Source organism: Myxococcus eversor (genome assembly GCF_010894455.1).
Classification (GTDB): Bacteria; Myxococcota; Myxococcia; order Myxococcales; family Myxococcaceae; genus Myxococcus; species Myxococcus eversor.
The window spans coordinates 45,747-58,849 of record NZ_JAAIXY010000027.1 but is presented as its reverse complement, the minus strand read 5'-3'; the positions used below and the strand labels follow the sequence as shown (position 1 = coordinate 58,849).

The window sequence follows — 13,103 nt, the reverse complement described above, 5'->3', positions numbered from 1 at the left end:
CGACTGTCATCCTCCATGGATGGACGCGAATGCCCGCGAGTACCGCGCGATTCAAGCGTTCTACGGACAGCGCCGCGCTCGACGCTCCGGCGTGCCCTACCTTCACCACATCGACGAAGGGCTGTGGGTCCTTCGGGCCCTGGGCGCGAGTGAGCACGCCCAACGCGCGTACTGCCTGCACCCACTGGTTCAGGAGGATGACGCGCGAGCCGCCGCCTGGGCCCAGGCGCTCGCCACGGCCGCGGACCTCTCCCTGCCACCTGTCGACGGAGTAAGTGACGAGCCGCGCGTCCTCGCCCTCGCGCTGAACTACCGGGAGACGGCCAATGCCGCACTGTCCCATCGGCCCGACCTGAGAGGGCCCGACGACATCGCGCTCAGCACGGAGCCCGAGGTCAACGACATGCTCCGCGCCGACAAGGTCCAGAACTACAAGGACTTCATCCACCACCACCGGGAAACCCATCCCCGGGCCGCCGAGTTGGAGCGCTATTTCCAGGCGTGGCTCGCACGGCTCGAGGTCACTGCGGAGCAGCTCACACGCTGGCACGCGGCGCTCGAACACCTCCACGGCGGCGGTTCCCAGACGTGACTCCGTCGGCTCTGGGAGCTCACCCACCCAAGGACCTGACAAGCCACGGTGCACCGGCTCCGTCATGATTCCCGAGGGGACCTCCTGTCCACGGTGAGCCCAAGGCATGAGTCGACGCAGCCCTTGGACGCTCGCCGGCCCGCTTGGGGTGATGTGCCCCTGAAGTGCCGTGTCGCCTCATCCGAGGCGGCGGAAAATCCGGGTGTAATCTCGACCGGAAGCGGGCGTCTTCCTGGGTGAAGGCGGACAGCTCCTCTCATGACGAGGGGCGGGCCGCCAAGAGCACCCAGCCTTGGAGGCGTCGTCACCCATGTCCGGTTCCCACCAACACGCTCCTTCGACACCCAGCCGGGCCTTCGCGCTGGGCATCGGCCTCAACCTGGCCTTCGTGGCTGTCGAAGCCACCTTCGGATTCATCTCGGGCTCACTCGCATTGCTCGCCGATGCCGGACACAACTTGAGCGATGTGCTCGGCCTGGTGCTCGCCTGGGGCGCCACCGTGCTGGCCCGTCGCCAGCCCACCGAGCGCTACACCTATGGCCTGCGCGGCGCCTCCATCCTGGCCGCGCTTCTCAATGCGCTGCTCCTGCTCGTCGCGGTGGGCGCCATCGGCTGGGAGGCGGTGCAACGACTGGGGCAGCCCGCTCCCATCGCCACGGGTACCGTCATGCTCGTGGCCGGAGTGGGCGCGCTCATCAACACCGCCACCGCGCTGCTGTTCTGGAAGGGGCGCCAGAGCGACCTCAACATCCGAGGCGCCTTCCTGCACATGGCCGCCGACGCGGGCGTGTCGCTCGGTGTCGTCGCGGCCGGCGCCCTCATCTCCTTCACCGGGTGGATGTGGTTGGATTCCGCGGTGACACTCGGCATCGCGCTCCTCATCTTCGCGGGGACCTGGGGATTGCTCCGGGACTCCGTCAACCTGGCCCTGCAAGCCGTTCCCACGAACATCGACATGCCTTCCGTGCGGCTTCAGCTGGAGCAATCTCCCGGCGTCGCCGAGGTGCATGACCTGCACGTATGGGCCATGAGCACCACCGAAGCGGCGCTCACCGCCCACCTCGTCGTGCGAGAGCAGCCCATGGACGACTCGCGCATCAGCCACCTCAAGCGCCTGCTCCATGACCGGTTCGGCATCGAGCACGTCACCCTGCAACTCGAATCAGACGCGTCCCGGGATTGCCGCCCCCTCACGGCCAACCGCGCTGTCACGTCCTGCCCCTGAACGACGCCAGGCCCCCATGCACCCCACACTCCGAGCCCACTTCGACCAGGAACTCCAACACGCCTCCGAGTCCCAGACCCGGGGCGACTTCCAGACGGCATGGCACTTCCTGGAACGTGCCCATGTCCTGAGCCAGGCCCATGCATGGCCGCATCTCCGGGTGCATGGCGCCATGTTCGTCTGGGCCTGGCGGAGCAGTGACTTCCGCGAGCTGTTCGGACAACTCCCTCGCTTGTTGCTGGCCGCTCCCGGGTCCTGGCTCGGACGCGCGCCGCTGGGAAACACCGGGGGCTCGAATGTGGGCATCTTCACGCCCATGCCCATTCCAGAGGACCTCCAAGCCGTGCTGCGTCACGAATCACCTCCCGCCTCGTGAGCAGAGCGCGCCGTACGAACAATCGTTCTCGCCACCGCGATGTGACAAACGCGGTGCACGTCCCAAGCGCGCGGTGCAGCCGATTCAGCGAGTAGGCTCCCGGCCGGCGGTGGTCCCGCCAGGGGGGCACCATGAGCGAGCCGGACGTCACACGCTGTCAGCCTTCATCCCGTCTGCCCACGTCACTTCAAGAACTGCAGTCGCTGCACGCCTGGCGAGTACCCATTTCCGCCCCGGCCGACTTCAAGCTGGAGCCGACCGACATCCTGGTCGCGACCTATCCCAAGTGCGGCACCACCTGGACGCAGCAAATCGTCCACGGACTGCGCACGAGAGGCTCCATGGACTTCGAGGAGATCTCCCTCGTCGTCCCGTGGATGGAGAGCCCACCGCTTCCGGGGCTCGCCCTCGCGGGTCCCCAGGTCGCCAGCCCCCGAGCCTTCAAGACCCATCTGTACTGGGAAAGGATTCCCAAGGGCGGCCGGTACATCCACGTGATGAGAGACCCGGCGGACACGCTGACGTCCTTCTACCACTACGTGAACGGATGGATGTTCGAGCCCGACTCCGTCACCGTGGAGCAGTTCTGCTTCGGCATCTTCCTGAAGGACGCACGCTTCGGTCGCTATTGGGAGCACCTGCGCTCCTGGTGGCGCGTCCGTGAGCGCGAGGACGTACTCCTGTTGTCCTATGAGGACATGAAGGAGGACCTGGCGGGAAACATCCGCCGCATCGGCGCCTTCATGGGCGTGTCGATGGATGAGTACCTGGTCGCCCTCGTGACGCGCCAGTCCACCTTCGAGTTCATGCACGCGCATGAGCACCAGTTCGACGACCACCCCACGACCACCGCCGTCAATCAGATGACCGCGCTGCCGCTGGAGCTCCAGACCACCAAGGTCCGCGCGGGCCGGGTGGGCGACTCCATGGAGCTGCCCGCCACAGTGCATGAGGCGCTGAAGGAGACGTGGCGCGTCGACATCGAGGTGCCGCTCGGCATCCCGACGTATGCGCGGATGAGGCAGTTGCTCCACGCCTCACGTCAGTAGCGTCAGCGGGGCTCGATTCGCTCGTATCCCAGCGCATCCAGCACGTCCTCATGTCCAGCGAGCGCGGTGTTGATCTCCTTCAGGTCCTCCGCGCTCATGCGGCCCAATGAGTCCCCGTTGAAGTCCCGGATGGGGCTGTGCTCGCCCATGATGTCGAACGCGCGGCTGACATCCAGGCGACCCAGCTCCGGAATGAGCTCGAGGATTTTCGCGGCGGTCGCCTCCGGGGACTGGCAGAGGTCCTCGTAGCGGAAGAAGAGGGAGTCGCGCAGCACGGCGCGGTTGCGCAGCTGCAACCGACTGGAGCGCACCCAGTGGGCCGTCGCGGTGGCGAGCGGATAGCCACGCTTGCGGCGCACGCCCTCGGCGAACGCGTAGGGACTGCGGCAGGACACGATGAAGCGCGCGGGCGCGAAGTGCTCCTGCAACAGCGGCGCGGCCACCACCATGGGCGGGCTCTTCTCCACCAGCACGGCCTTGCGCAAGTCCCAGGCCCGGTGCCAGACGGCCTTGATGCGCTCCCAGTGGTAGCGCTGGGGGTCTCCGAACTTCGCTTCGTTCGTCGTCCAGTTGCGCAGCTCCTCGCTCTCGGTGTCGGGAACGGGCATCGCCTCCGGGTCGTCCCGGTGCACGAGCCACTGCCCCTCGTGGTTCATCGAGTCGAACACGGAGACCTGGTCCGACGTGGCCAGCAGCCGGACCAGCAGCGTGCTGCCACTGTTGTTCGGACAGATGACGAAGGCGTACAGCGGCGGCTTGCCGACCGACTGCTCCACGAAGCACCCCCCAACGCGAAGGCAAGGCTTCTCATGAATCGACGCCACCCGTCACGTCGGAACGCGGCGAAGCGCGTGTGAACGTCCAGAACAGGAGGGCCACGGCGGAGATGGCCGCTCCCTGGATGACCACTCCACTCCAGCCCGCATGCGCGAAGACGAGTGTCGAGGTGATGGAGCCCGCGCCACTGCCGATGGAATAGAAGACCATGTAACCGGCCACCAGCCGACTGCGCGCTTCCGGGCGCACGGCGTAGAGCTCGCTCTGATTCGTGACATGCAGGGCCTGGATGGCGAGGTCCAGGGCGACGATGCCCACGCCCAGCGCCCACAAAGACTCCCGCGCCAGCAGGACAGGCCACCACGAGAGCAGCAGGACGACGAGTCCGATGCGGGTGGTCCAGTTCCCCCAGCCCCGGTCGGCCAGCCGTCCCGCCCGTGACGCCGCCAGCGCGCCCGCCACTCCCGCCAGGCCGAACAGGCCCACCTGGGAATGCGAGAGCGAGAACGGAGGCGCCCCGAGCAGCAACACCATCGGCGTCCACAAGGTGCTGAACGCGGCGAACATCAGCAACGCGAGCACTGCCCGCACGCGAAGGACCGGCTCCTCCACGAACAGCGTGAACACCGAGCGCAGCAACGCCGAATAGGACAGGTGCTTCGTCGCGCGCTCGCGCGGCAGGACGCGGACCAGCGCGACGACGAGCACCAGCGTAGCCCCCGCCGAGACCAGGTAGACCGAACGCCAGCCCGCGAGGTCCGACAGGAAACCCGCCACGGTGCGCGCCATGAGGATGCCAATCACCACACCGCTCGTCACCCCTCCGACGACGCGTCCTCGCTCGGCGGGAGCGGCGAGCGTCGCGGCGAAGGCCACCAGCACCTGGATGACGACCGCGAGCAGACCGACCACCGCCAGCCCCATGAGCAGCACCGCCCCCGAGGGCGCGAGTCCCACGACGACGAGCGCCAACACGGACAAGGACATCTGCACCGCGACGAGCCGGCGACGCTCCACCAGGTCCCCCAGCGGCACCACCAGCAACAACCCCAGGCCGTACCCCACCTGGGTGACGGTCACCACGATGCCCACCAAGGAGGGCCTCAGCCCCAAGTCCCTCGCCATCGAATCCAACAACGGCTGCGCGAAGTAGACGTTGGCCACCGCCAACCCACAGGCGACCGCGAACAACGCCGTCACGGCTCGCGACAGCGTGGGCGCGACGTCTCCCGCCGGCCGGGCGGCCACCTCCGTCAGACGCTCGTCTCCCTCCTTGGCGTCACGCGCCTCCGCCCCACTTCGCATGGACCACCACTCCAATATGGTTTCAAAATGAAACCACTCGGAATTAGCGACGGGGGTTTGCTATTTCAACCCAAGCGACAGGAGCCCCCCGCCTCCACCGCGTCCTTCACGCGGGGAGTGGCCGGGAACGAGCGAGGCGACATGGCGAAGCGCAAGCCCCAGAGCCGGGTGGAGTGCCCCGTCGAGCGGTCCGTGGACATCATCGGCGACGAGTGGTCCCTGCTGCTCATCCGCGACGCGTTCGACGGCCTGCGCCGATTCGGCGAGTTCCAGAAGAACCTGGGCGTGGCGAAGAACATCCTCTCGACCCGGCTGCGGCACCTCGTCGCGCACGGCATCCTGGAAGTCGTTCCCGCGTCCGACGGCAGCGCGTTCCACGACTACGTCCTCACAACGAAGGGCCGGGATTTGTTCCAGGTGCTCGTCGGACTGAGGCAGTGGGGCGAACACCACTGCTTCCAGCCGAACGAGGCCCACTCCGTCCTGGTGGATACGGAGCAGGGGCGACCGGTGCGCGCCATGGAGGTGCGCTCGGAGAGCGGCCGCCCCCTGACGTCGACCGATACCGTCGTGCGGAAGGTCTCCGACAAGAAACCTCGCGCGAAGCGGTGAGCCGTGGCGCTCGAGGAGCCACGGCCCGTGACGCGCCCTACTCCGCCGTCGCCACCTCGATGGTCGGCTCCATCACCACCTCGGCCTTGAGGCTCTGCGCGATGAAGCAGTACTTGTGCGCCTTCACGAACATCTCCCGCACCTTCTCCACGTCCGTGCCGGGCGCCACGCGGATGAGCGGCGCGAGCCGTACCTTGCTGACCCGCTTCACCTTCTCCACCGCGTCCACGAACACCGTCACCTGGTCGTCATAGGAGCGCACGTCCAGCCGCACCTTCTTCGCCAGCGCCAGGAACGTGAGCAGGTGACACTGCGCCACCGACGCGCCCAACAGGTCCTCGGGATTCCAGCGCGCATCACTGCCGCCGTAGTTCGTGCCCGAGCTGACGAGCAGGTCCGGCTTGCCCTCCGTGCCCGCCACCGCGTCGCGGCTGTACTCACCAGCGGTTGAACCCTGCCACTTGAGCCGCAGCGGAAACCCTTCCACGTCACACCTCCCAGATTCGCGTGTCCTGTGGCGCGCAGCATAGGCGCTCGACGTCGGCGGAAGTCTCCTTCCGCATGGCGCGCCCCCATCGAGGCAACCGACTCACGCCCCGCGCAGGTCCGCGCCCTTCGGCACCGGCAACTTCTCCCCTCGAGCCACCGCCGAGACGATGCGCGCCAGACGCTCCACTCCGTCCGACAGCGCCGCCGGCCCTGGCTGGAGGATGAGGCTGCTCTTCACCTCGTAGAGCTGATCATCCAGCACCGCCTGAACCTGGGACCAGCCCGGCCGCGAAGCAATCTTGTCCCGCTTCGCCTTGCGGCCACACCAGCTCGCGATGACGCCCTCCGGGTTGCGCCGGGCGACCTCCTCCGGCTCGAAGATGCGGCCCTTCGCACCCTGCGACGCGCGCGACTCGCGGCAGATGTCCTCTCCGCCCACCAGCTCCACCAGCTCCGAGCACCAGCGGATGCCGGAGATGAGCGGATCGTGCCACTCCTCGAAGAAGATGCGCGGCCTGCGCGGCAGCTTCTGGGCCGCCTCCGCGTGCCGCTCCAGGTTCGCCGTCAGCTCCGCGGCCAGCTTCTCCGCCGCCTCCGCGCGCCCCACCAGCGCGCCCGTCACGCGCACCGTCTGCAATATCTCCCCGAGTGAGCGCTGATTGAACAGGAACACGGGCACGCCGCGCTTGCACAGCTCACGGCCCAGGTCCGCCTGCAGGTCGGAGAACCCCAGCACCAGATCCGGCTTCAGCTCCAGAATCCGCTCGAAGTTCGCGTCCAGGAACGAAGACACCCGGGGCTTCTTGCGCGCCTCCGGAGGCCGCACCGTGAACCCCGACACGCCCACGACCAGGTCCCCCGCGCCAATCCGGTAGAGCACCTCCGTCGTCTCCTCCGTCATGCACACCACCCGCCTCGGGTACGGTGGCGCGGAAGAAAGCAACTCGGTCAGGTGGACGCTCATGCCGCCACCCTAACGCGCTCCCGCTCGCTCGGCCGCTCCCGCGCGACATCTCCAAGCATGTCGATACATCTCGGGAAAGCGGGTTTCACACTCCCAGTCGCTCACCTCGACGGTCCAACCGCCCCACTTGCCGCACGCTTCGTATCAACCGATGTCCGGTGCTGGACTTTGGCGCGCCCAGGCCGGTTTCTCGGCGTTTGATGCACTGCGCCAACCTGGCAGGTCGCTTGGGGAGTGGACGATTGCGGTGTTAGCATTCCAGCGCATGTTCGACCGGAGCGACGTGTGCCTTCCCGGTCGGTGGGGGCAGACATGATTGAAAGCAACGCCCCGACGAATGGCGCCCCACCCGACAACCTGGTGGACCCGCTTCTTGGGCGGGTTCTCAACGAACGCTTCCGCATCCTGGAGACCCTGGGCGCCGGTGGCATGGGCCGCGTGTACAAAGCCATGCAGGCGCCGTTGGACCGGCTCGTCGCGCTGAAGGTCCTCAATCCCCACTACAACGACGAAGGCAAGGACCCGGGGTTCCAGAAGCGCTTCTTCCTGGAGGCCAGCGTCACCGCGAAGCTGCGCCATCCCAACACCGTCACCGTCATCGACTACGGCAAGACGGACGACGGCATCTATTACATCGCGATGGAGTACCTGGACGGGCTCACGCTCGGCCAGCTGCTCACCCAGGTGGGCCCGCTGCCGTGGGCGCGCGCGCTCAACATCACCCAGCAGATCGCCCGCTCGCTGCGCGAGGCCCACAAGGTCGGCCTCATCCACCGCGACCTCAAGCCCGCCAACGTCATGGTCCTCAACCAGGAGACGGACCACGACATCGTCAAGGTGCTCGACTTCGGCCTGGTGAAGTCCTTCATCGGCGAAGCCGACGTGCAGCAGGACACGTCGCTCACGCAGGCGGGCATCATCCTCGGCTCGCCGCAGTACATGGCGCCGGAGCAGGCGCGCAACATCGCCGACCCGCGCAGCGACGTGTACAGCATGGGCGTGGTGCTCTTTCAGATGCTGATGGGCCAGCCGCCCTTCTTCGCGCCGCAGAGCATCGACGTCATCGTCAAGCACATCAACGAGCCGCCGCCCGCCTTCGGCGCCATCTGGCCCGGCCACTCCGTGCCCGCCGAAGTCGAAGCGCTGGTGATGAAGTGCCTGGCCAAGCTCCCCGTCGAGCGCTACCAGTCCATGGACGAGGTGCTGGAGGCCATGCGCCGCGTCGCGCACGCGGTGGGCGTCAGCGGCGTCTTCAGCGGCCCCCGCCTCACCGGCGTCGGCAGCGGCCCTCGCAGTGGCCCCATCAGCGCGCCCGGCTCCGGCCCCAGCACCATGGCGCTGGACATCGCCGTCGAGGAGCAGCCGCCCGAGAAGCCCGGCAAGAGCATGCTGCCTCTGGCCATCTTCGGCGGCTCGCTGCTCCTGGGCGGCGCCGTGGCACTGGCGCTCATGCTGCGCCCGTCCACGCCGATGCCCAAGCCCCTGGCCTCGCCTCCCATCACCGCGACCGCGCCGGCCAACCCCTCGCAGCAACCCTCCGCCCCCGCGCAGCCCGCCGCCGCGAACACGCCGGCTTCGGCCGCCGCAGCGGGCTCCGCGGATGACGAGCTGGCGCTGGCGCCGCTGGTGGCCGGCAACGGCCCGACGGTGCGCTTCGAGATCGCCAGCGAGCCCAGCGGCGCGCGCGTGCGCTACCGGGGCAAGGACCATGGCGCCACGCCGCTGAACCTCAAGGTCCCCCTGGACGATGATGGCAGAGCCCGCGCGGAGCTGACCTTCATGATGGACGGCTACCAGTCCGTCACCGTCGTCGCCGAGGGCTCCGGCATCAAGCAGGCCGTCACCCAAAAGCTCAAGAAGAAGCCGAGTCCTTCCCGTCCCCCGCGGGCCCCTGACTCGAGCGACAAATTCAAGGACAACCCGTACTAGTGAGACACTACAAAGCCCTTCAACGAGTGGGCCTGCTCGCGCTGTGTCTGTGCGCGACGCAGGTCCTGGCGGACGCGCGTCTCGAAGCGCGTCGCCACTTCCGCAACGGCATGAGCCTCATCGGCAAGAAGGAATACGACGAGGGCATCGCCGAGCTGGAGCAGGCCTACGCCATCAAGCCGCACCCCAACGTCCTCTACAACATCGCCCGCGCGTACCAGGACGCGGGCCGGACGACGGAGGCGCTCGACGCCTACAAGCGCTACGTCGCCAGCAGCCCGGCGGACGGCCCCTCCGTCGAAGCCACCATCGCCGCGCTCGAGGAGAAGCAGCGCGCGAACGAGGCCACGGCGGAGTCGACGGACAAGTCCGCGCTGCCCATGCCGCCCCCGCCCGCCAGCATCCAGTCGCAGCAGCAGCTGGGCGCGCTCCTGGAGCGGCTGGAGAAGGCGATTGAGCGCGCGGAGTCCATGCCCACGACAGGCACGGGCGCCGCGACGCCGTCCACGTATGTGCCGTCCGTGCTGCCCGGCGTCGCGGAGACCGCGAACGGCGACGACGGCGCGGTGCCCTACGAGGAGCGCGTGGTGACGGCGAGCCGCCGCGCCCAGTCCTCGTTGGAGGCGCCCAACGCCACGACGGTCATCACCGCCGAGGACATCCGCCTGTCGGGCGCCACCAGCCTGCCGGAGCTCTTGCGTCGTGTGCCTGGCGCGGACGTCATGTCGCTGGGCATCGGCAGCGCCAACGTGTCGCTGCGCGGCTTCAACCAGCGCATCGCCAACAAGGTGCTCGTGCTGGTGGACGGCCGCACCGAGTACCAGGACTTCCTCGGCCTGACGCTCTGGTCCACCATCCCCATCGGCCTGGACGAAATCGAGCGCATCGAGGTCATCCGAGGCCCGGGCAGCGCGCTGTACGGCGCCAACGCCATGTTGGGCGTCATCAACATCATCACCCAGGCCCCCGGCTCGGGTCCGCGTGCTCGCTTCAACGTCATGGCCGGCACCGGCAGCAGCGTGGCGGGCTCGTTCCTCAGCCACGGCAACACGGGCGCGCTGCGCTACCGCACGTCGGTGGCGTATTCGCAGGCGGACAAGTGGAGTCGCGACTACGCCAGCAACCGGCCGGACATCGTGCTTCGAGACCCGGACCCGGACATCGGCATGCGCGGCGCGCGCGGCACCCTGTCCGCCGTGTACAGCTTCGGCGAGGGCAAGCAGGTGGGCCTGTCCGGCGGCGTGCACCGCTACACCACGGAAATCTATCCGCTGGGCCTGTTGCGCAACTACTTCATGGACGGCCTGGGCGCGTACGCCAAGGGCGACGTGGAGCTGGGGCCGCTCAAGCTGAAGACGTTCTGGAACCACATCTCCGGCAGCGCCGGCCCCCAGTACGAGCCCATTGGCCAGCGCTCGCTGGGCACTGAAATCAGCTCCAACCTCTTCAACGCGGAGCTGCTCTTCGCGCGCGCCTTCCACCTGGGCGGCGAGCACCAGCTCAACGTGGGCGTCGAGGGTCGCCTCAAGCGCGTGGGCTGGGACTACCTGGGCCCGCTGCGCGAGGAAGTCCACGCCGCGGCCTTCGTGCAGGACGAGTGGCGGCTGGCCGAGCCCCTGCGCCTGGTCGCCAGCTACCGCGTGGACCGGCACCCGCTGTTGGACAACGGCACGCCGGGCCTGGCGCACTCGCCCCGCATCTCCGCGCTGTTCATCCCGATGGAAGGCCACGCGTTCCGCATCAGCGCGGCCTCCGCCTTCCGCGAGCCGACGTTCCTGGAGAGCTACACGCGCCTGTTGGTCCCCGTGCAGGGCGTCAACGGCGCCAGCGCGCTCACCACCGGCAACACCGGGCTGCGTCCCGAGCGCCTCACCGCCTTCGAGCTGGGCTGGCGCGGCGAGTCCGCGGAGCTGGGCATGGACTGGGACCTGGCGCTGTACCAGAACCGGGTGAAGGACCTCATCGGCCTGTCCGCCTTCGAGCGGCTGCCGCCCGGCGAGTCGTATGACGCGGCCACGGGCAACTACCTCATCGGCCGCTCGCGCTTCGTCAACGAGGACTCCATCTACACCGCGCGCGGCGTGGAGGCGGGCCTCACCCTGGCCCCCGTGGACGGCCTGGGCGTCAAGGCGAGCGCCGCCTTCCAGAACGTGACGTCGGACCTGGAGGACAAGGCGGAGTGCGGGCCCTGCAGCCAGGCGCCGCAGCTCAAGCTGTACGGCGGCGTCACCTACCGCACCAAGGTGGACCTGGAGTTCGGCGTGGACGTGGCCTTCACCTCGTCCACCACGTGGATCGAGCGAGAGCCCGCCGCGTCGGACCCCACCCGCATCGAGCTGTTGTCCAACCCGCTGGGCGCCTACGCCATCATCAACGCGCGCGTCGGCTACGCGGCGGTGAGGAACACGGTGGACGTCGCGCTGGTGGGCAGCCAACTGGGTTCCGCCCACTCCCAACATCCTTTCGGCAACCGCATCGAGCGGCGCGTCTACGCGACGCTGACGGTGACTCCATGAGCCGCACCCTCTCTTCCTGGAAGCAGTCGCTGGGGGGCGTCCTCGCCGCGTCCCTGCTCGTCGCGGGCTGCGAGTCCCCCACGGTGGTCCCCACCGCGGACGGACGGCAGAACATCCACTCCGCCCGCATCGAGGGAAACCTCGTCGTGCAGTCGCGCTCGCGGGGCAACGCGGTGGTGTTCATCTACGACGCCAGCCGGCCTCCTCCGCCGCAGGGCACCGGCCGCCCCATCGCGTTCACCGTCGTGCCGGCCGAGCAGCTCTTCGGCCCGGCGCTCGGCACCGACGCGCCCGGGCCCTTCACCGCGCCGTTCGCGCTGAGCCTCGTGGCCGCGGGGAAGTACACGCTGCGCGGCTTCATCGACGTGGACTCCTGCCGCACGGGCGTGGTGCCCTGCCACTTCTCCGACTTCAACCCCTGGTACGGCGTCACCAGCGAGCCCAACGCGGGCGACGTCGGCGGCGCCGCGGTGGACCCGACCAACGGCGTGCCCCTGACGCTGGAGGTCACCAAGGACGCGGAGGGAAATCCCCTGCCCCTCACCAACGTCACGGTGAGCTTCTCGCAGGCCACCGCGCAGGTGCCGGTGGACCGGCCCGCCTTCCAGGTCACTGTCCTCAACGGCGACCACACCCTTCCCCCCGGCTCGCCCACCAAGCTCTTGCGCCTGACTCCACAGTCCATCGAGGGCGGCGCGGTGGAGCAGCGCTCCAAGGCGTTCCTCGTCAGCTACGTGGACGCCAACCGCGACGGCGTCCCGGACGACGCCAACGGTGACGGGGCCGCGGACCTCTGGCCGCGCGTCGTCGTGCGCAAGCTGGCGGACGCGCCCGGACTCCTCGAGGACAACGACCTGGACCGCAACGGCATCCTCGACGAGGGCGGCACCGACTACCCGCACGCCGACGGCACCCGCGACGGCAAGCCGGACCTGGTGGTACTGGCCGCCGGGCTCTCCACGGACGCGCTCTTCGCGGCGCTCACGGATGAGAACGGCGCCCCGCGCATGACGCCCGTGCCCGTGACGGAGCTGGTGGTGGGCGTGCAGGCGGCCGCCCTGGATGCCAGCGACCCGACCAAGCCTCCGGCGCGCTTGGAGACCCTGCCCCGGGGGCGCTACTCGGTGGTGCTGATCCAATCCACCGGGCAGACGTGGCGCGTTCCCAACGAGCTCGCGCCCGCCTTCGCCGCGGGCCTCGGCCTGACGGGCGTGGAGAGCCAGGCGTTCGTGCTCGAAGTCCCCTGATGGCCCGCTTCGTCAAGCGGGG

At 68.7% G+C, this 13,103-nt stretch carries 12 protein-coding genes; 8 read left to right on the top strand and 4 right to left on the bottom strand.

Annotated elements, in window-relative coordinates; genetic code table 11:
- The first annotated feature begins 19 nt into the window (after nucleotides 1-19).
- From G4D83_RS39385 to G4D83_RS39370, 4 genes are all read left to right on the top strand, one after another.
- A complete protein-coding gene (locus tag G4D83_RS39385; protein ID WP_163870078.1) occupies nucleotides 20-592 on the top strand; it encodes a hypothetical protein in 573 nt (190 codons plus the stop codon).
- A gap of 310 nt (nucleotides 593-902) precedes the next feature.
- Entirely contained in the window at nucleotides 903-1,817 is a 915-nt protein-coding gene (locus G4D83_RS39380) for a cation diffusion facilitator family transporter (RefSeq protein WP_163870077.1), read from the top strand.
- A 16-nt stretch (nucleotides 1,818-1,833) separates the two neighbouring features.
- A complete protein-coding gene (locus tag G4D83_RS39375; RefSeq protein WP_163870076.1) occupies nucleotides 1,834-2,193 on the top strand; it encodes a DUF3703 domain-containing protein in 360 nt (119 codons plus the stop codon).
- Nucleotides 2,194-2,324: 131 nt separating this feature from the next.
- Nucleotides 2,325-3,242, top strand: a complete 918-nt coding sequence (locus tag G4D83_RS39370) for a sulfotransferase domain-containing protein (RefSeq protein WP_163870075.1) — start codon at nucleotides 2,325-2,327, stop codon at nucleotides 3,240-3,242.
- Between the two features lie 2 nt (nucleotides 3,243-3,244).
- Here G4D83_RS39370 and G4D83_RS39365 read toward each other — a convergent pair whose 3' ends face one another.
- Both G4D83_RS39365 and G4D83_RS39360 read right to left on the bottom strand, forming a co-directional pair.
- Entirely contained in the window at nucleotides 3,245-4,018 is a 774-nt protein-coding gene (locus G4D83_RS39365; RefSeq protein ID WP_163870074.1) for a sulfotransferase, read from the bottom strand.
- Nucleotides 4,019-4,049: 31 nt separating this feature from the next.
- Complete coding sequence (locus G4D83_RS39360; RefSeq protein ID WP_163870073.1) at nucleotides 4,050-5,324, bottom strand: MFS transporter; 1,275 nt, start codon at nucleotides 5,322-5,324, stop codon at nucleotides 4,050-4,052.
- A gap of 141 nt (nucleotides 5,325-5,465) precedes the next feature.
- Between G4D83_RS39360 and G4D83_RS39355 the strand changes: the two genes are divergently transcribed.
- Entirely contained in the window at nucleotides 5,466-5,936 is a 471-nt protein-coding gene (locus G4D83_RS39355; RefSeq protein WP_163870072.1) for a winged helix-turn-helix transcriptional regulator, read from the top strand.
- Nucleotides 5,937-5,973: 37 nt separating this feature from the next.
- Here G4D83_RS39355 and G4D83_RS39350 read toward each other — a convergent pair whose 3' ends face one another.
- Nucleotides 5,974-6,423, bottom strand: coding sequence for an OsmC family protein (locus G4D83_RS39350; protein WP_163870071.1), 450 nt, complete (start codon nucleotides 6,421-6,423; stop codon nucleotides 5,974-5,976).
- 102 nt (nucleotides 6,424-6,525) lie between these two features.
- On the bottom strand, nucleotides 6,526-7,389 hold the full coding sequence (locus tag G4D83_RS39345) for an ABC transporter substrate-binding protein (protein WP_163870070.1): 864 nt from the start codon (nucleotides 7,387-7,389) through the stop codon (nucleotides 6,526-6,528).
- 312 nt (nucleotides 7,390-7,701) lie between these two features.
- On the opposite strand from G4D83_RS39345, the gene G4D83_RS39340 reads away from it, so the two are divergent.
- From G4D83_RS39340 to G4D83_RS39330, 3 genes are read left to right on the top strand one after another with little or no spacing between them, the layout of a single operon-like run.
- Complete coding sequence (locus G4D83_RS39340; RefSeq protein WP_163870069.1) at nucleotides 7,702-9,318, top strand: serine/threonine protein kinase; 1,617 nt, start codon at nucleotides 7,702-7,704, stop codon at nucleotides 9,316-9,318.
- Nucleotides 9,318-11,834 (top strand): TonB-dependent receptor domain-containing protein, encoded by a 2,517-nt coding sequence (locus G4D83_RS39335; protein ID WP_240357076.1) that lies wholly within the window; start codon nucleotides 9,318-9,320, stop codon nucleotides 11,832-11,834. The genes G4D83_RS39340 and G4D83_RS39335 overlap by 1 nt, the downstream gene beginning before the upstream one ends.
- Entirely contained in the window at nucleotides 11,831-13,081 is a 1,251-nt protein-coding gene (locus tag G4D83_RS39330; RefSeq protein WP_163870068.1) for a YgdI/YgdR family lipoprotein, read from the top strand. Before G4D83_RS39335 ends, G4D83_RS39330 begins: the two co-directional genes overlap by 4 nt.
- The last annotated feature ends 22 nt before the right edge of the window (nucleotides 13,082-13,103 follow it).

Coding starts and splice junctions, on each gene's coding strand:
- G4D83_RS39385 (WP_163870078.1), top strand. CDS start 20: ATGGACGCGAATGCCCGCGAGTACCGCGCGATTCAAGCGTTCTACGGA.
- G4D83_RS39380 (WP_163870077.1), top strand. CDS start 903: ATGTCCGGTTCCCACCAACACGCTCCTTCGACACCCAGCCGGGCCTTC.
- G4D83_RS39375 (WP_163870076.1), top strand. CDS start 1,834: ATGCACCCCACACTCCGAGCCCACTTCGACCAGGAACTCCAACACGCC.
- G4D83_RS39370 (WP_163870075.1), top strand. CDS start 2,325: ATGAGCGAGCCGGACGTCACACGCTGTCAGCCTTCATCCCGTCTGCCC.
- G4D83_RS39360 (WP_163870073.1), bottom strand. CDS start 5,324: ATGCGAAGTGGGGCGGAGGCGCGTGACGCCAAGGAGGGAGACGAGCGT.
- G4D83_RS39355 (WP_163870072.1), top strand. CDS start 5,466: ATGGCGAAGCGCAAGCCCCAGAGCCGGGTGGAGTGCCCCGTCGAGCGG.
- G4D83_RS39345 (WP_163870070.1), bottom strand. CDS start 7,389: ATGAGCGTCCACCTGACCGAGTTGCTTTCTTCCGCGCCACCGTACCCG.
- G4D83_RS39340 (WP_163870069.1), top strand. CDS start 7,702: ATGATTGAAAGCAACGCCCCGACGAATGGCGCCCCACCCGACAACCTG.
- G4D83_RS39330 (WP_163870068.1), top strand. CDS start 11,831: ATGAGCCGCACCCTCTCTTCCTGGAAGCAGTCGCTGGGGGGCGTCCTC.